Here is a 17,507-nt window from a genome sequence, read left to right as displayed (position 1 = left end):
TTTATTCTCGTTCTGCGAGTGCCAAGCCGTCCTTTTGCCATTTCAAGATTCCGCCGCTCAAATTCATTACATCCTTGAATCCATTTGCCTTCAGAATGCTTGCTCCAATGGCAGATCGGGCACCGGAACGGCACTGTACGAGAAGCGGCTTATCATGAGGAATCTCATCCAGCCGCATTGCGAGCATACCGAGCATGATGTGCTGTGCATCCCGAATATGCCCTTCGTTCCACTCAGCGAGATTACGTACATCTACTACGTGAACCTCTCCCTTTTCCACCCTCTCTGCAATCTCCAACGGTGTAACCTCTTCGATTGTCTCGAGCGAAGACGCTTCCCTTTCCATTAGCTTGCCGCTGTCGATAAAGCCCGTGACATGATCAATCCCAACGGAATGTAAGGTCAGCAAAATCTCGTTCAGCTCATCTGGGGTAGCCATGACATGAACCGGTCGATTGTAATCGACAGTCCATCCCGCCCAGTTGGCAAATGACTTGTTAAAAGGAATGTGGAATGTTCCATCCAAATGTCCCTTCGCAAATTGCTGGAACGGACGCGTATCGAGAATCTGTCCGTTTTCCAGCCATTCCTTTATCGATTCAAACGAGTTGAACTCTTGGACTACAGGGAGTTCCTTGAGCAACGCAGGGCCTTCTTTATTCACGCGTTTCATCACTGCAAAATACTTTGGCGGCTCTGGTTGTCCATCCAGAAGTGCATTGACGAATTCCTCTTCATTGGTGTGTGACATTGCCCAGTTAAAGAGCTTTTCATAACCGACGGTAGAAGACGGTACGGCCCCCAATGCTTTCCCGCAAGCACTTCCTGCGCCATGAGCTGGCCATACCTGCATATAATCCGGCAATTGCTTGAATTTTTGGAGAGACTGGAACATGGCTCTTGCACCTGAATCGGATGTTCCCATTATTCCCGCCGCTTTTTCGAGCAAGTCCGGTCTGCCGACATCGCCGACAAAGACGAAATCTCCCGTGAAGATCCCGATGGGCCGATCTGCATGACCACCGAGGTCTGTCAAAAGGAAGGAGATACTTTCGGGTGTATGGCCAGGGGTATGCATGACTTCAAATAGCAAGTTTCCGATAAAAAAGCGATCCCCATCGTGGACAAGCTGATGGTTCAAACCCTCCAAATATTGATATTTCCAATCTTCATCGCCCTCATTGGATAAAAACAGCTTCGCTTGATGAACTGCGCCCAGTTCGCGTGCACCCGATACAAAATCAGCGTGAATGTGCGTTTCGGTGGCAGCTACAATGGAAACGCCTTCTGCCTTGGCAACTTGAAAATACGGAGCCAGATTCCGGCTGGGATCAATCACAATGGCCTCACCGGTTTTTTGGCAGCCGACCAGATAAGATGCATGTGCCAGCTTTTCATCATAAAAGTAACGCAATAACATGATGCAATCCTCCTTTTACACGTATCTTATTTCTTTGATTTTTCCTCGAGTACTTCGAGCAGCGATTGGGTAAAGCGAAGGGTTTTTTGGACGGTGGGATCCTTCATGAGCTTGAAAAGACGAAATACGGAAACTGGTTCGCTTTTACCTTCGGCTCTTACCTTTGCTTCCCGGAAGACAGCCACCCCGTGCTCCACTTGGGAGGACACGGGAGCGATATACGCTTTCATACCAGAAAGCACGTATTGCTGTGATTGCTTATCGTTTCCGAGACTCTCCAGAAAATCAGCAGCTTGTTCGAGAACGCTGACATACTTAACGAGCTTTGGCAACTTCTCAAGCAAAGTGAACAAGGCGTCTATCGATTCTTTTTCCACTGAGAAACGGGACAGTTGACCATCCACCCGCTCAAACAGATACCGAAGTGATTCCTGATCACGCAAGATCGATGTCGCTACTTCTAGTCCCTCTTCAGCAGCCAGAACGGTATCTTTTATTTTCGGGAGCTTTCGGATCAAAATAGAGATTGCTTCCTGAACTTCTGGATCAGACAAATCTTCCCAAAACATGTCAGAGCTGCTCTGTTCCTTTCTGTCCTTCAAAATGTTGCTCTCCTCCTCTCTTTCAACGCCGCCTTACATCAAACCTTTTAACATGCCATTCCAATAAAGAATGGGAAGCAGTTCTCTTTTCATCAGGTACATACTGAATCTCTCTTCAGACTGGTCAAAAGGAAATGTTTCACACGGCATCTGGTTGTAATCAAATTCGGCCAGTACCAGTTTGTTGTACCCCGTTACGAGCGGGCAGGATGTATAGCCGTCGTACTTTGCCTCCAATGGATGACCGTTAATCAGCGCGAGCAGGTTTTTCTCGACGACTGGCGCCTGTTTGCGAATAGCAGCTCCGGTTTTGGAAGTAGGAAGATTCGCGCAATCGCCAATGCCAAAAATAGTAGGGAATCTTTTGTGCGCAAGCGTATATGGATCGACATCGACCCAACCTCCTGCGTCTGCCAATGCACTGTTTTTAACGAAATCGGGTGCTTTCATGGGAGGGGTCACATGAAGCAAGTCATACTTCCATACTTCCTGCTCGTTGGTGTCCAGATTCTCGAATACGGCTTCTTTGGTATCCGCCCGCACTTCTATGAGGTTTTGCTTGTATCTGGTTTCGATGTTTTTGCGACGAATGACGTCATTGAGGGTATTTGCATACGTGGGAACGTCAAAAATACTGCCCTTTGCCGATGCAAAAATGATCTCTGACTGGTTGCGAACCTGTAGCTTGCGGAAATACTCATCGGCCAGATACATGATTTTCTGAGGAGCTCCGCCACACTTTACGGGTGTATTCGGGTGTGTAAAAATGGCAGTGCCGCCTTGAAAACTCCGGATGGCTTCCCATGTACTATCTACCGTGTGATATGCGTAGTTGCTGCAAACGCCGTTCTTGCCAACGGCATCCTTCAGGCCCTTTACCCCATCCCAATCTATTTGCAGACCAGCAGCAACAACGAGATAGTCATAGGAAAAGATGGTTCCCTGCTCCGTACTGAGCGTATGCTGTTCCGGTTGAAACATAGTGACCGCATCGCAAATCCAGTCGACGCCTGCGGGGATCAGAGAGGAGAGGTCACGCTCGGATTCCTCCTTTTTCGCGGCACCACCTCCGACTAATGTCCACAACGGCTGATAATAATGCTTGGATGCGGGATCAATGATGGCGACTTGTCCCTTGAGCTTTTTGGAAGCTCGGACGATACGGGCAGCAACAGAGATACCGGCTGAGCCTGCTCCCACAATGACAATGGAATAATGAACTTGTTTTGCCATGCTTCCTCCTTCGACGACGATATCGTTTCCATACGTAGGATGATTGTTCAAGAGGTGCAGTCTCTATCATTTAGTTTAATTCTCTGTCATTTTTTCCATATAGGGGAAGTCCCCTACTTTTCGATCTGGACGATTAAAATGCCAGATCGAGATATCTATTTTTAATGGCATATTGGATCAATTGATGCTTGGTGTCGAGCTGTAGCTTCTGCATGATATTCGTTTTGTGATTCTCCACGGTTTTGACGCTGATCAACAGCTTGTCGGCGATTTCCTTATTGGTATAGCCAAGCACAATGAGTCTGACAAGCTCCTTTTCACGTACCGTTAAGACAGAAGGCAATGTTTTCGCATCTGATTTCAGCCATAGTTTGATGATCTCTTCCGATACGGAAGTCTTGTAAAAGCGCTTACCTCTGCACACCTCCATAATGGCTTGAAACAGCAGCTCGCCATGGCTGTTTTTTAGAATGTATCCATGGACTCCGACGTTGATGGCCTTCTGGACAAAAATCTCCTCGTCATGCATGGTCAATATGACGATTTTCACGAAAGGATTCGACTTGCGAATCTCATTGCTCGCTGTAAACCCATCCAGCCCATTCGGCAGTGACAAATCCATCAGCACCACATCGGGTTGTAGCTGAGTGGCTTTTAGGATGGCATCGCTGCCAGAATGACTCTCTCCGACAATTTTTATTTGAGAGTAACTTTCGAGAAGGACACGCAAACCCTTCCGAATCATCGTGTGGTCATCGACCAAAAGCACCCGTATCACACTGCTCTCCCCCTTGTCCCGGTACCGTTACCTTAATCGATGTACCTTCGTGGAGGACGGACTGAATCTGAAGACTCCCCTCCGTCTGATCCACTCGTTCTTCCATATGTTTGAGTCCCAGACCAACCTGAACCTGTTCGCGAACAAATCCGATTCCGTTGTCCTGAATCAGCAAAGTCAGTTGATCGTCTTCCTTGTACAGGATGACTTCAATGAGTGTCGCCTTCGCGTATTTCAGTGCATTATGTAGAGCTTCTTGGATGACACGGTACAGATTAATTTCCAAGATTGGCTGAAAATGATCGCTGACATTGCTGTAGGAAAAGGTAATGGAAACATCCTGATGCGCTTTGTTCAAGTTAGAAACAAGATGCCGAACCGTAGGGATCAGTCCCAGTTGATCGAGACTATGCGGACGCAGCTGTAGAGAATAGAGCTTGACGTCTTGTATCGCTTTTTCCAGCTCATTCACGATCTCTTGCATGAATTCGCGAAATTGTCCTTTCTGGTTGATCCGCGCTTGAATGGCTTGAATGCCTACTGAAACGGAATACAATGATTGTCCTACGCCGTCGTGCAGCTCCTGGGCCAGGCGCTTATGTTCGTTTTCCTGGGCTTCTAGCGTTTTTTGCAGAACCTGCTTGGAGATTCTGACCTCCTCTTCTTTTTTCTTGACCGTCATATCTTTCAAGACCAAAAGGACATCCTGCATGTTTTGCTCGCCATTTTCATAGATGACAGCTGTGCTCATCTCCATGTCGACGTACCCCCCTTCATACGTGGGCATTGCAGATAGAAAATAGGGAACCTCCCGTTTGGCGAGCAAATAACAGCGTTCTTCACCATCTTCCAGCCTTCTGTTTTGGCAGTAGGAGCAGTACGGCACCTTCTCTCCTCGTTTCCATCCGGTCATCTTTTCTGCGGATGGATTCATCACCATAATTTTTCGTTCCTGATCCATAAGAATAATCCCGTCCTGCAAGTGGTCGAAGATTTGCTTCAGATAACCGTTATCCATTGCCTTCCCCTCATCACCATAGCGTTCAAAAAAAGTGGTACATTGATCCATCATAGGTCCTCCATACTGAATGGCTTCCAGATCATTTCTGATCATCTATCTTTGCTCGTATTTCTTCTATGATTTAATCGTAAGAGACCGGGAGCACCTTTCAAATAGGTACCTTCCCCTATCTTATGTGACGCTAAATGATGATCAAATAGATACTGGGTTTTGATTGCATCTACGTATGAAAAAGCCGAGTAACGGCTAGGTATCATCCCCTAGCATGTACTCGGCTTGCCACATGAATATTCTCCTACGTGTCCAACGACGATTTACAGATAACAGTTATCTTCAATGATCGATTGAGCCTCAGCAAAAAAATCGTCTGTCTTATCGTAACCCAACAGAAGTGTTGCTTCGTTCATAGGCAAAAATGATCATCGCCTGCCTGAAGCATCAGTTCTCGCATCGTTATGTAAAGTTTTTTACATATATACCCAAGAAGAATGCCTTGACTAAACAATAGAGAACAGGTAATCTTTACCCGCAACTATCAAACGACAATGGAAACCGGATTTCATTCTGTAGAAAGGTTGTATTGACATCATGGCATTATCTCAACTTACTACCAAGAAACAGGTCAACAAGGAAAAGTCTTCTATCTCATTGCTCTCTCTTACTGTCGGCTCTTTTGCAATTGGAATGACGGAATTTGTTATCATGGGTCTGCTGCCGAATGTTGCAGAGGATTTGGATGTTAGTATCTCGTCTGCGGGTCAGCTCATTACCATGTATGCTCTTGGGGTAGCCGTCGGTGCACCAATACTAACAGTCCTCACCCACCGAATTCCCCAAAAGAAGCTACTCTGTCTACTTATGGTTCTATTTATTCTCGGAAACGGAATCTCTGTTTTTGCTCCAAACTATGCAATATTGATGGCGGCACGCATGATAACCGCTTTGACGCATGGGACATTCTTTGGAGTTGGGGCTGTTGTAGCCTCCAGTCTCGTAAGTCCTGACAAACGTGCCGCAGCCGTTTCCATTATGATGGCGGGTCTAACGATCGCCAATATCATTGGTGTACCTCTGGGGACTTTCATCGGTCAACATATGGGGTGGCGCTCCTCATTTGGCTCTATTGCGATTATGGGAATCATAGCACTGATCGGAATACTTATTTTCGTCCCAAACATGCGGCAAAAAAATACGGGGAGTATCACTGGGCAAATTACTGCTCTTCTCAAGCCTAAGCTCCTTCTGTACCTCCTTATCGGAGCATTTGGCAACGCAGGTCTTTTCACCGTATTTACGTATATAACGCCACTGTTGACGCAAATTACCGGTTTTGCTGAGTATCATGTAACGTGGATTCTTGTCCTCTTCGGTTGTGGAGTGACCATCGGCAATATCGTCGGCGGAAAACTTGCGGATTGGAAGCTGATGCCTTCCATACTCGGTCTTTACTTGACCATATGCATCATTCTCACGCTGTTTACGTTTACCGTATATAGCCCTATCGCTGCCGTAATTACCATTTTTCTATGGGGAGCTGCTTCTTTCGCTGTATTTCCAGGGCTGCAAGTGTGTGTGATGAACCTCGCTCAGAATGCACCAGCGCTTGCTTCTACCTCCAGTCATTCTGCCGGAAATCTAGGAAATGCAGCTGGGGCTTTTATTGGGGGGTGGGTTATTACTCATCTTGATATTACCTCCCTCCCATGGGTCGGTGCTATGCTCGTAGGACTGGGTCTGATTTTGGGAATCGGTTCGTATATAGCTGAACGCAAAGTGCAACAAAGTCAAAAAGGGTACTCAATTTGAGCACCCTTTTTCTTTTGTACTTGCTTCTGAAATTGATGACGAACTATTGTTCTCTAAAAATAAAGTAGTAGACTGACAGCGCCCATTGTAGCGCTGTTTATTTTTTATCGGATGAGCTGCCTAGTAAAAATAGGTTTTAGACTATACGTCAGAATGAAGCTATCCACGGATCTAAACTGAATAATAAAGTTATAGACTGCCTCATTGAACTATCGAACCCGTTAGTTCATCTATGACCAACCTTTTGCATGTTTCAAAGTGATATGAATAAACTCCGATAAAGCTGGAGAAATCCACATGTTTTTGTGAAAAGCCACTTATTGCACGATCCTGCAGTGCCCCATATTTTTCTGATTTTTCCCATGTACATTTTTTATATCGTTTCTTAACAAACTCCATATTACCAAAATTGCGCGTTTTTTCTAACGATATGAATAAACTCTGTTACTGCCGGCGATAGCCACTTGTTTCTGGGATACAACATAAATGTAAAAAGCGTTTCTTCATACGTTTCGCCTATTAACTTATGATCACGCAACTCTTTCTCCACAGTTATCCGTGGCAATATCGAGACTCCTAGGCCACCAATAATTGATTGTTTTACTGACTCGATACTCCAGAACTCAATGCTGCTTTGAATTCCTATGTTGGATTTTTCTACAAACTGTTCCAGAAGAGTACGATAACTGCAACCTTTATTTGTAACAAGCAAACTGCTCTTTTTCAAATCCAATTGATTGTTGATATTGAAATCGTTGGGATATAAAAACATCATTTGCTCTTCTACTATCGTTTCACAATACATGTTCGAATTATTCACTTGTTTACCTAACATAAAGACAAGATCTGTACTTCCATTTGAAAGTTCTTCCTGAAATGTTAAAGGATCGACGTGGTGCCATTCTATACTTACATGAGGGTATTTTCGTTTAAATTCTTCAAAAATTGGTGGAAAACGATAGAGTAATAGGTATTCTGCAATCGTAATGGTGATATGACCTGAAATTTCACCTTCCATTGAAGTTACCTCTTTAATTCCGTCATAAATTTCCAACATCTTTTTGGCATGAGGCATCAGTTTTTTTCCAACTTCCGTTAAAATTACCTGTTTTCCTATTCGATCAAATAAAGGGCGGCCTAGTTCCGTTTCCAAAGCCTTTATATGAGAAGTAATGGTTGATTGAGCATATCCAAGATGGTTTGCCGCTTTGGTGAACCCGCCTAACTCAACGATCGCAATAAAGGTAACCAAATGCCGAATTTCCACAAAGATTCGCTCCCCCTCACATCCATCTAAAAAGATGATGATTTTGATTCAAAATATCAATTTTATTAATTGATTTCAAGCTCATATACTCTGTGTAAGACTTATTCTAAAGGTTGTGATTACATTGAGAACAACTACTGGAATCCTTTATGCGTTTATTTGGGCTACTGCGGCAATTGCTACAAAAATAGGTTTAGTCTCTTCAAGTCCACTACTTTTCGCTTCAATAAGATTGTTTTTCGCAGGGATTATACTATTTGCTATCGTGTATATCGCTAACAAAAAGTATCCTTTTCCAAAAGGGAAAGAATGGGGAAATCTAATTATTCTAGGACTACTTAATTCGACTATTTATGTGGGATGCTGTTTCTTATCCCTTGACCATGTAGATTCAAGCATTTTTAATTTATTACTCACTTTCAATCCGTTTATTGTTGCTTTTCTTTCCTCCATATTTTTAAACAGAACCATCAAAAGAAATGAGTTAGTGGGAATGTGTCTCTCTGCGTTAGGCCTAGGAATTGCCCTATATCCCTATATAAACGATATTAATGGAACTTTATTCGGTTTCATTACATTGGGAATTGGTGTTTTTTCAATGGGGGTCGGAAGCATTTACTTTAGTAAAACACAAATGAGATTGCCCGGAATTGTAGTAAACACCTGGCAGATTATTTTAGGTAGTGCAATGGCTATGCCGCTTTCGTTTTTATTAGAACCTGACTACTACTTTCATCTCGATTTCTACTTTGGATTTGGGCTTATCTGGCAGGTGATTGTTGTTTCAATTATTGCGATGTTGCTTTGGTTCTCCTTATTGAAAGAAGACCCTGTCAGAGCAAATAATTTTTTATTTCTAACACCTATTTTCGGATATATGTTATCTGCCATTTTTCTTGGTGAAACAATAACCAACTTTCATTATATCGGCGCACTCTTTGTTATTATTGGTACAGTTTACAGTCAGACGAATATGTTTGGCTTAAAACAGAAAGAGACTAAAATACCTGTCACCGCACAGATTCGTACGGAAGCAGCCGATCAACGTGCAACCGGAGAATCCTAGAAAAAGAGATTTTTCACAAACTAGTGTGTGTGAGTAATCGGGAAAGGTCGAACAAATGTCGTTATTGAACTATCCTGCCCTTTAGCTTAAAGCAACTGCCAGTCTACAACTTTATTATCCAGTCCAATACTTTATTAATCAGTCTAAAACTACATTTTCACCGAACAGTAATTCTACCTACCTTTGGCTTTGTCTGAGAAGAAGTTATATTTTTTGACTAAATACTGGTCTTGGAGGGAACAGGAGCATGCATATTGAGGATGTAACCTACCGGGACCTTGCCATGCGCCAACTTACTACTGAGCAGCAAGACTTCATCATGAGCACCATGCGCCGTTGTTCAGAGAAAATAAAGTAGTAGACTATTCAATCCTTCCATACAAAAAGGCCAGCCAAAACACGAAAATAAAGTGTTAGACTGGCTGGGTTTATTGAACTATCGACCCCGTTAGCTTAACATGAATACTTTTATCTTCTCGGTGTATAGTACGGATAATCCATCTAAAAATCCCCTCGACCTGAGGGGATTATTTCTATTGCAATGCATTACGTCTCTCCTAACATTTCCTACAAACGCTAATGATAGATGAAGATGACGGAGAGAACGGCGTTTTATCCCAGTCAGCATATTGATGTTCGACGCGAAAGCCGTGACGGGTTAATAAAGAATGCAGCGTATCCTGATCCGTGAACCGACAAGCAATTCGGGAAGTCGTTCGCTTATACCCCCAATCACGCATCGTGACCCAATGCATGATATGCTGGCTAGCATCGTAACATTGTGTGCCTGATACCTTGACGTTATTCCCATCCTTATCAATAAATGATCCCCATTCTGTCTCCTCTTGATCGGATAAATCCGTCCCCTCCGGATTACGGGTCTCGAATGAAAAGATTCCATGGGGTTGTAAATGTTTGTGAACGGTCGTGAGCAAATCGATTTGATCTTGATCACTTAAGAATGCCTGAAATGCATTACCAGTCAAATAAATCATCGAAAATCGCTTGTCCGATTCGAAGGTACGGGCATCACCTTCCAAAAAAGTAACAGTCAACCCTTCCGCCTTCAACCGCGCATATGCGAGCATCGCTGAAGAGATATCAACACCGGTAATCGTTATGCCTGCTTTCGACAGAGGTATCGTTGTTAAGCCAGTACCACAAGCAAGTTCTAATACTTCCCCAGGACTCAATCTAGCAAGCTCAAGATAGAACTGATATTTGTCCATTTCACCGCCAAATTCAAGATCGTAATTTACCGGGTCTTGATATTCTTCAAGATTGCTATGTTCAATCAACGTCATTCCCCCTTTCATTTCTTGTTATAACATTTCGAACTACCAAAAATGAATCTATTGAATAAAACAAACAGAATGTTGTGTTGAGGAAAAATAATTTCCATAAGAAAATGTGTTTATATAGACACAGAAAGGATAATCGAAAGCCCTATCGCCATTCATCGCACTTGACAGTAGTATTTTACCTTTTCTTCGACAATTTAACTACTTTTCAAGTCGATAATCACTATGCTTTCCTGCCCGTTCGTTAAATAACTGGCCGCCAGTCTAACACTTTATTTCTCAGTCTAGTACTAAGTTCGCTTGTTAGAAGAATATGGATTAAATAATGAAAGGAGCCCCCAGAGGCTCCTTTCATGCTTAGAACGGGTTACAAATGAACAAAAGCGTGTTTTGTTCATCTGTGGACAATTATCGAGACGGTGTCGGAGGTGTCGGTATTGTACCTCCTCCAGGGCCAGGTTTCGGTATTAAACCTCCTCCAGGCTCCGGGGTCGGTGTCGTAGGTGTCGTAGGTGTCGTAGACCCTGTCGAAGGCTCTGACTTTGGATCCTGGTTCCCCGAGCCGCTGTTATTGCTGTTGTTATTATTTTCCAAGAAAATCATCTCCTTTATATGGGGGGTAGGGCCAACATTTAACTGTTTTATACGCATAGCATTAGCGGACATAACAAGCCTACTTTCAACAGCTTGATGACCGCTAATGATGTTTAGTGGACATTCGGCTTAGAGTAGGAAAAATCTGCTTTTAATGCGCCTGAACGTGCTTAGCGTATATTTTTCGTTAAAATGTTGGTGGCCGCCCATAAAGTCAAGATAATTATTTACATTGCATAAGCATGATATTCCCAATAGGAAGTTGGAAAATATAAGAACTGATGCTTTTCATTCAAAAATTATCTTAGCACCGGGGTTTTCCGCATTTTGTTGGTACACCTCTATATAAATCAAATGAGCCATACTGGAAATACAATCCAGCCTGTGACCAAGACTTTATTTTCGAGTCCTAGTCCGCCGCTGCTTCTTTTACGGGGTCAGTCTAAAACTTATTATACAGAGGCTGCCGATTTTGCTATTCAAAAACCGTATAGGATCAACAACCTCGGTCTAACGCTATATTTTCTTGTGATAGCTCCAAGGTGGCCCACTATTCGCAAATTCACAAGGTTCACCTTCTTATTTCGAAATGGGTAACATGATATCCACGATGGTTCCTTTGTTGAGCTCACTTGAAATGGTGATGCTGCCTTGATGATCTTTCATTATTTTATTGCTGATAAGTAAACCTAAGCCTGTCCCTTTCTCTTTCGTGGTATAAAATGGTTCGCCGAGCCTGGACAGCAACTCCTGGGAAATGCCACATCCATTATCGGTAAAGCGAATCAGCACGTGATTATCACGTAGACATGTCGTTTCTATGCGGATTTCGCCAACTGCCGTGATAGCATCCAGTGAATTCTTCAGTATATTGATAAAGACTTGTTTTATTTGATTTTCTTCCCCATTAATCGCTATCGGTATATGGCTGAATATTGTGTTAATCGTAATGTTGTTTAGATTCGCTTCTGATTCGAGAAACTTTACCACACTTTCAATGAGTGGGTGTAAAAGAATCCGCTTCACATGAAGAGTTTGCGGTTTGGCCAATACTAGCAGCTCACTCACGATAAAGTTGATTCGATCTAGCTCTGACAACATAATGTCTGTATAAGTAGAGACCTCCGACAGTGTAGGCCGTAAATACTGAATGAAGCCCTTTAATGACGTGAGAGGATTCCTTATTTCATGCGCGATACTTGCAGCCAATTCACCAACTACTGACAGCTTCTCTGTTCTCCTGAGAAGTTCTTCGTTTTGCTTCCTTTCCGTAATATCACGTGTAACGTTGATGAAGTACTGACTTTCGCCATCCGAGCTGAAAAAAGGCATTCCTTTTGATTCGAGGTAGATCCATTTCTCGTTTACCCGTTTGTATCGATACTCACATGTAATGGGTATATGAAATTGAAGCATAGTGGAAAATCGCTCATAGACGAGTGATGCATCTTCTGGATGTATGTTTTCAATGATAATTTGGCTCGTACCTAATTTCTTCAGATGTGAAGGTGAACTATACGATACGTGACCGTCCTTATCAATAACGGAGATGAAGTCGGCTGTGTGTTCAGCAATGAATCTATACTGCTCTTCGCTCTTGCGTAAAGCTTCCTCAGACTGTTTTCTCTCGGTGATATTGCGTGAAACGAATAGAAAGCTTTCAACCTCTTTGTTCTCAGACATGATTGGAACACAACGCGACTCCCAATACACCCATGATCCATTTTTATGGCGTAATCTGATCTCCATTTGAACATTTTGGGGATGCGTAGAGATTAAAGTACGCAGATCTTTCACGATTTTTACATCCTCGGGGTGAATGAGATCAAAACTATTCGTTTGAAGAAATTCATCCGGTGTATATCCCAAGTGCTGCTCGATAGAAGGAGATACAAAAAGATTATTCATGTGTACATCATGTTGACAAATGACATCGCTCGTATTTTCTACAAGGATGCGGTACTTTGCCTCGCTATTCACAAGTGCTTCTTCAGCCATTTTGCGGTCCGTAATATCTCTGGCGATGACTGAAGTGCCTACGATACTACCTTCTGTATCCCTTATAGGGGAAGCAGTTAGACCAACCTGAACGATTTGACCATTTTTTCGTTGACGCACAGTCTCATAACCCGTAATATTTTTCCCTTCAAATTTAATCTCGTGGAAAATTTCCTTTGTCTCGTTTATGAGATTTTCAGGTACGAGACAGTACGGGTCATTCAGGAGGTCTTGATATGTCCAACCATAGATTTTTTCAAAAGCACTATTCACAAAAAGTATATTACCCTGCATGTCCCTAATTGAAATGGCGTCTGTAGTCGTTTCAACAAGTGACTGAAGCAGCTCTTTCATGTTGATCTGTTCTTGTCTAAGGTTGATTCGCAGAGCTTCTTTATCCATAGGTTTATACCTTCCTTAAACGAAGAGTGTGAATAACGTTAATATTCTATGTTCATTGAAAATATCCTTGAGAAAATATCTATCCTACTAAAAAGATACCGCCCCCTAAAACGGAGCGGGATATTCTGACACCATTTCCTATCGACTCGATTCTTATTGAGGGCTTTGCTCAGAAGCCATGGCACTGGCTTTCGTCTCATGAACGGTGCCAAATGGATGATGAGGTGGCGCGTAGATGGAATATACTTTAAGCGGCGTATTACCCGTATTGATGACATTGTGCCATGTGCCCGCAGGGATCATGATGGCATCGTTATCATTGACCCTTTGTTCAAAATCTAAATGATCTTTGCGATCCCCCATCCGAACAAGACCTTGACCTTCTTCCACTCGGATGAATTGATCCGTATTCGGATGAATTTCTAAACCAATGTCGTCTCCAACATTTATGCTCATCAGCGTCACCTGCAAGTGCTTCCCTGTCCATAATGCCGTACGGAACGTGCTGTTTTGCTTTGTAGCTTGCTCAATGTTCACGACGAATGGCTTTGGTCCATAATCTCTCAATTCGATGGTATTCTGATAACGATTCCCGTATCTATTCCCATTCGCATGGCTCCAGCTGTAATAATGAGGACTCCACCCATAGTGAAAATGGTTGTTATTCCATCCGGCAAGCACGGGATAATACCATTGATAGTAATGGTAAGAGTTGTTGTACATTTCAATCTCCCCTCCAGTGTAAAGGTTTTACCCTTTAGCCTATGTGGTTACCTACTGACAGGTAACTAATCTGAAGAGCAATTTCAGATGGTTCTTCACATTCAGTTGCGTTGTGAATATTAGGGTATAGTCACTAGGAAGAACGCTTGCGCAAAGTACAAGCCAGGTCAAGCAACGAAGAGAAGGTAATTCCAGCACTATACCGCACGAGATCTTCCACCAAAAAGCCTTTACCTAATACCAACGCTCCAAGGGTTGTCCCCCGGATCTGATTGATCCAAACCGCCTGGTACAACTGGCTGAACTCGATCACAAAGCAAAACGCGATGCTGCACCACAACGCGAAAAAAATCTTCTTATGCGTAAAGCAAGCGCGAAAGCCGAAGTAGATCATGGATGCCCATAAGGCATCGCCAAAATGTTCAGCTACAAAGACAGGCAGACGGTCGGCGAACACTCTGGACCCTAAGCCCAACACGATAGCAGCGAAAACGGCCAGAATATAGACAATTCGGGCTCTCCTTCGCTCGGAGCTCTCGTTATACTTGTCCAAATGCTTTTTCATGTTCCCCTATACCTCCAGTGTAACGGCTACACATTCTAACCTCAATTACGACAAGATTGCTTCGAAGCTCAAGTGAATATGAAAACCGTACTTGATTATCCTAACCACTAGGGTAAAGGAAAAATAAAGGAAATGGTAGAGATTTTACCTACGGAGCCAGGGGTTCATGTTCATGGAGCCATATCTGGCTCCTCTGACGGTCATTTTATCCATTCAATTATCGCTCGACAAATCCTTACAATTTGCCTGGCAGCGTGTTTTGGGGACCATTGTCGGTGTCCTGTTTACCGTATGGATAACGCCTTTGATCGTTACAGACGGTTGGAGTATCGGCCTCCTCTTATTTGTCGGCGTTCTGATCGTAACGTGGGTGAAATGGGATCATGCCATCTTGGTGCAAGTTGCTCTTAGCATCTTATTGGTCATGTACTTTCAAAGCAAAATGCCGACTTATTCTCTAGATCGTATACGCGATACGATTATTGGAGCGGTAGTCGCTATTGTCATCCATATCATATTATTCCCTCCCGATTCCGTTCACAAATCCCGCAAAAAGATGATCCATTTCTCTGATCAGCTATCTAATCATTTTAAACAGACTGCGGCTTGGATTAATGAAGGCTGTCCCGCCAATAAAGCCCAAGCTTTGCAAACAAAATTGCAATCCCTATTTCAGGAGCTTCATCAGGCGACAACTGAGGTGGATAAAGCAGAGAAGGGCTTGCGTTACAATCCATTTGGCACAAAAAAACGCGCTGCTTTGAAACCATTGACTCAGCAAATGGAACTGCTTCGGTCGGGATATGCCAATCTAGTCAATATGATACGAGTTTTTACGAAATGGTCTGAAAGTGGCGATTTTGCGATGGAGAATCAACAAGTATGGACACGTAGCGGGTTAGCGAAGTTGATTCAACAATGGAAAAACGGATTGGATGAGCCCGGAACTTCTAGCTCCACTACCCCGGAATCCACTCCGCATATAAAATCTCCTGACCATATGCAAAATTCTCTATACCCGGCTGGGTTATATATGAACGCTGAGCAAGTGATTCAAGATTTCCAGCGTTCTAATAAATGACTGTAATCTTCAGCCGTATCGACATCCGTGAATAAGTCCGAGCTTGTAAAATCGATGGATACTCCCGAGGTACCTTTTCGGATGAGCTGCCTCGCTCCTTGGTCGTTCTCCAATCGCAGCAGGTCAGGGAACATCTGCCTAGCAAAAATAACGGGCGGTCTCGCCAAACCGTCATGCCTCGAGGCTAGGAACCCAACGTTGGTCGTAGCCTGATAGTGAAATAGCAGTTCATTGATCATCGCTGTCGTAATCAATGGTTGATCCGCTAACAAAATCATAACAGCTGCCGCGTTCATCGCTTGTGCAGCCGCTACACCGCAACGCAGGGAGTGCGATTGCCCCAAGTGCGCTTCCGAGCAGTGAAATATGGCCCATTTCCGATGAATGGACTCCTGATAAAAGGTACGATCGATCCAATCTGCCGTAACGTCGCTAGATACGATTGCGACATATTCCAATTTGGAGTGTAAGGCCGCTGCCAAAGCATAATTTCCCAAATGCATAGAGCCCAATGGAAGGCGAAGCTTATCCGAACCCATTCGAGTACTTTTTCCCGCCGCCAAATATATACCCACGATTTTATCCGGATTCATGGGAACTACTTTCTTGCTTACGTTTTTTTCTACGGACAGATATCAGCTCTGCCAGAATACTGACAGCAATTTCCTCCGGCCCCTCAGCTCCTATGGCGAGTCCTACAGGAAAGTGAACGTTCATCGGAATCTGTAAGCCTGATAGCATACGTTCCGTTCTCCTTTTCGATCCCAAAATTCCAACATAACGAAGCTGCCGATCAGAAAGAAGTCGAAGCAGCTGTTGATCCTTTTTAAAATAATGAGTCATCACAACTACATAATCGAAGGGAGAAAATTGAATGGCACGTATCGCTTCCTCCGGAAACCCCAAAATAAAAGACGTAGCATCTGGAAAATAGCGTCGGTCGCATAAAGCGGGTCTCCAATCAGAGACGATTACGGAAAAGCCGGTGGCTGCCGCCAATGCAGCAAGCGGTCTCGAATCAGGTCCCGCACCAAATATGATCAGACGCGGTTGTGGGTCATACCGATGTACGAAAACATCGGATTGGATAGTTGGGACAAATCTTATGCCGCTCGTACAGGAAGGCTCTGACTTGGTCGATATCATATCTACAAGTGCCTGAGGAAATTCTCCTCTCCATTCCCCAAACAGCTGAAGATTTTCGGTCAAGAAAGCATAATCGGTAACAGAGCCGTCAGAGCCTAATCTTTTAACGTGCATGACCACGGTTTGTTGATCTAAGTAATGCTTCAATGTACATAAATGATCCAGTAAAGTATCATGAATCGGCTCCATTGCTACATGAACGACACCGCCACACCCTTGTTCTTCCCCCCAGGACAAAATCTCCGATGATTGCATGTCGAATAAGAAACTGCGAGAAACGCCTGCTTCCAAAATATCAGGTACGAAAGACGCAAGATGAGCCTCCAAACAGCCGGCGCTTACTACCCCAATTTGGGAACCACCTTCCAGAAACAGCATGGAGACACCTTCTCGACGATAGGCGCTCCCTTCGACTTGGGTAATCGTCGCTAGCACGCTTCTTAGATCGGTACGTTGAATGGTTTCCAAAATACGATGGATTTCCTCCAACCTCTCCCCTCCTTG

General features: G+C 43.7%; 15 protein-coding genes. 3 read left to right on the top strand and 12 right to left on the bottom strand.

Going from position 1 to position 17,507, the window contains the following annotated elements:
• Position 1: 1 nt before the first annotated feature.
• The 5 genes from ACFYU8_RS03495 to ACFYU8_RS03475 all read right to left on the bottom strand — a co-directional run bounded on the left by ACFYU8_RS03495 (position 2) and on the right by ACFYU8_RS03475 (position 5,102).
• Entirely contained in the window at positions 2–1,420 is a 1,419-nt protein-coding gene (locus ACFYU8_RS03495) for a rhodanese-like domain-containing protein (RefSeq protein WP_390295778.1), read from the bottom strand.
• Positions 1,421–1,446: 26 nt separating this feature from the next.
• On the bottom strand, positions 1,447–2,022 hold the full coding sequence (locus ACFYU8_RS03490) for a helical membrane plugin domain-containing protein (protein WP_390295780.1): 576 nt from the start codon (positions 2,020–2,022) through the stop codon (positions 1,447–1,449).
• A gap of 33 nt (positions 2,023–2,055) precedes the next feature.
• On the bottom strand, positions 2,056–3,255 hold the full coding sequence (locus ACFYU8_RS03485; RefSeq protein ID WP_390295783.1) for an FAD/NAD(P)-binding oxidoreductase: 1,200 nt from the start codon (positions 3,253–3,255) through the stop codon (positions 2,056–2,058).
• A gap of 133 nt (positions 3,256–3,388) precedes the next feature.
• Complete coding sequence (locus ACFYU8_RS03480; RefSeq protein ID WP_390295785.1) at positions 3,389–4,033, bottom strand: response regulator; 645 nt, start codon at positions 4,031–4,033, stop codon at positions 3,389–3,391.
• Positions 4,008–5,102, bottom strand: a complete 1,095-nt coding sequence (locus ACFYU8_RS03475; protein WP_390297311.1) for a sensor histidine kinase — start codon at positions 5,100–5,102, stop codon at positions 4,008–4,010. Before ACFYU8_RS03475 ends, ACFYU8_RS03480 begins: the two co-directional genes overlap by 26 nt.
• A gap of 540 nt (positions 5,103–5,642) precedes the next feature.
• On the opposite strand from ACFYU8_RS03475, the gene ACFYU8_RS03470 reads away from it, so the two are divergent.
• Positions 5,643–6,860 carry an MFS transporter gene (locus ACFYU8_RS03470; RefSeq protein ID WP_390295787.1) on the top strand — a complete coding sequence of 406 codons (1,218 nt, stop codon included), beginning with the start codon at positions 5,643–5,645 and terminating at the stop codon, positions 6,858–6,860.
• Positions 6,861–7,260: 400 nt separating this feature from the next.
• On the opposite strand, the gene ACFYU8_RS03465 is transcribed toward ACFYU8_RS03470, so the two are convergent.
• Entirely contained in the window at positions 7,261–8,127 is an 867-nt protein-coding gene (locus tag ACFYU8_RS03465) for a LysR family transcriptional regulator (RefSeq protein ID WP_390295789.1), read from the bottom strand.
• A gap of 115 nt (positions 8,128–8,242) precedes the next feature.
• Here ACFYU8_RS03465 and ACFYU8_RS03460 point away from each other — a divergent pair, with 115 nt between their 5' ends.
• A complete protein-coding gene (locus ACFYU8_RS03460) occupies positions 8,243–9,193 on the top strand; it encodes a DMT family transporter (protein WP_390295791.1) in 951 nt (316 codons plus the stop codon).
• Between the two features lie 557 nt (positions 9,194–9,750).
• On the opposite strand, the gene ACFYU8_RS03455 is transcribed toward ACFYU8_RS03460, so the two are convergent.
• The 4 genes from ACFYU8_RS03455 to ACFYU8_RS03440 form a co-directional block, all read right to left on the bottom strand.
• A complete protein-coding gene (locus tag ACFYU8_RS03455; protein ID WP_391365314.1) occupies positions 9,751–10,497 on the bottom strand; it encodes a class I SAM-dependent methyltransferase in 747 nt (248 codons plus the stop codon).
• Positions 10,498–11,667: 1,170 nt separating this feature from the next.
• Positions 11,668–13,488 (bottom strand): PAS domain S-box protein, encoded by a 1,821-nt coding sequence (locus tag ACFYU8_RS03450; RefSeq protein ID WP_390295795.1) that lies wholly within the window; start codon positions 13,486–13,488, stop codon positions 11,668–11,670.
• Positions 13,489–13,641: 153 nt separating this feature from the next.
• The gene (locus ACFYU8_RS03445) at positions 13,642–14,211 is read right to left on the bottom strand and encodes a cupin domain-containing protein (RefSeq protein ID WP_390295797.1); all 570 of its coding nucleotides are present in this window, start codon (positions 14,209–14,211) and stop codon (positions 13,642–13,644) included.
• Positions 14,212–14,344: 133 nt separating this feature from the next.
• Entirely contained in the window at positions 14,345–14,776 is a 432-nt protein-coding gene (locus ACFYU8_RS03440; RefSeq protein WP_390295799.1) for a ribosomal maturation YjgA family protein, read from the bottom strand.
• A 172-nt stretch (positions 14,777–14,948) separates the two neighbouring features.
• Between ACFYU8_RS03440 and ACFYU8_RS03435 the strand changes: the two genes are divergently transcribed.
• On the top strand, positions 14,949–15,857 hold the full coding sequence (locus ACFYU8_RS03435; protein WP_390295801.1) for an FUSC family protein: 909 nt from the start codon (positions 14,949–14,951) through the stop codon (positions 15,855–15,857).
• On the opposite strand, the gene ACFYU8_RS03430 is transcribed toward ACFYU8_RS03435, so the two are convergent.
• Positions 15,830–16,450: a nucleotidyltransferase family protein gene (locus ACFYU8_RS03430; RefSeq protein WP_390295803.1), complete on the bottom strand. Its 621-nt coding sequence runs from the start codon at positions 16,448–16,450 to the stop codon at positions 15,830–15,832. The genes ACFYU8_RS03435 and ACFYU8_RS03430 overlap by 28 nt on opposite strands.
• Positions 16,437–17,492: an XdhC family protein gene (locus ACFYU8_RS03425; protein ID WP_390295805.1), complete on the bottom strand. Its 1,056-nt coding sequence runs from the start codon at positions 17,490–17,492 to the stop codon at positions 16,437–16,439. The genes ACFYU8_RS03430 and ACFYU8_RS03425 overlap by 14 nt, the downstream gene beginning before the upstream one ends.
• Positions 17,493–17,507 lie beyond the last annotated feature (15 nt).

The organism is Brevibacillus sp. NPDC003359, assembly GCF_042878995.1.
In the GTDB taxonomy this organism is placed as follows: Bacteria; Bacillota; Bacilli; order Brevibacillales; family Brevibacillaceae; genus Brevibacillus.
The sequence above is the reverse complement of the archived record's forward strand: the minus strand, read 5'-3'. Positions and strand labels throughout refer to the sequence as shown.

Bases quoted from the DNA above. Each gene is read 5' to 3' on its own strand.
- ACFYU8_RS03495 (WP_390295778.1), bottom strand. From the start codon at position 1,420: ATGTTATTGCGTTACTTTTATGATGAAAAGCTGGCACATGCATCTTAT.
- ACFYU8_RS03485 (WP_390295783.1), bottom strand. From the start codon at position 3,255: ATGGCAAAACAAGTTCATTATTCCATTGTCATTGTGGGAGCAGGCTCA.
- ACFYU8_RS03475 (WP_390297311.1), bottom strand. From the start codon at position 5,102: ATGGATCAATGTACCACTTTTTTTGAACGCTATGGTGATGAGGGGAAG.
- ACFYU8_RS03470 (WP_390295787.1), top strand. From the start codon at position 5,643: ATGGCATTATCTCAACTTACTACCAAGAAACAGGTCAACAAGGAAAAG.
- ACFYU8_RS03455 (WP_391365314.1), bottom strand. From the start codon at position 10,497: ATGACGTTGATTGAACATAGCAATCTTGAAGAATATCAAGACCCGGTA.
- ACFYU8_RS03450 (WP_390295795.1), bottom strand. From the start codon at position 13,488: ATGGATAAAGAAGCTCTGCGAATCAACCTTAGACAAGAACAGATCAAC.
- ACFYU8_RS03445 (WP_390295797.1), bottom strand. From the start codon at position 14,211: ATGTACAACAACTCTTACCATTACTATCAATGGTATTATCCCGTGCTT.
- ACFYU8_RS03440 (WP_390295799.1), bottom strand. From the start codon at position 14,776: ATGAAAAAGCATTTGGACAAGTATAACGAGAGCTCCGAGCGAAGGAGA.
- ACFYU8_RS03435 (WP_390295801.1), top strand. From the start codon at position 14,949: ATGGAGCCATATCTGGCTCCTCTGACGGTCATTTTATCCATTCAATTA.
- ACFYU8_RS03430 (WP_390295803.1), bottom strand. From the start codon at position 16,450: ATGAATCCGGATAAAATCGTGGGTATATATTTGGCGGCGGGAAAAAGT.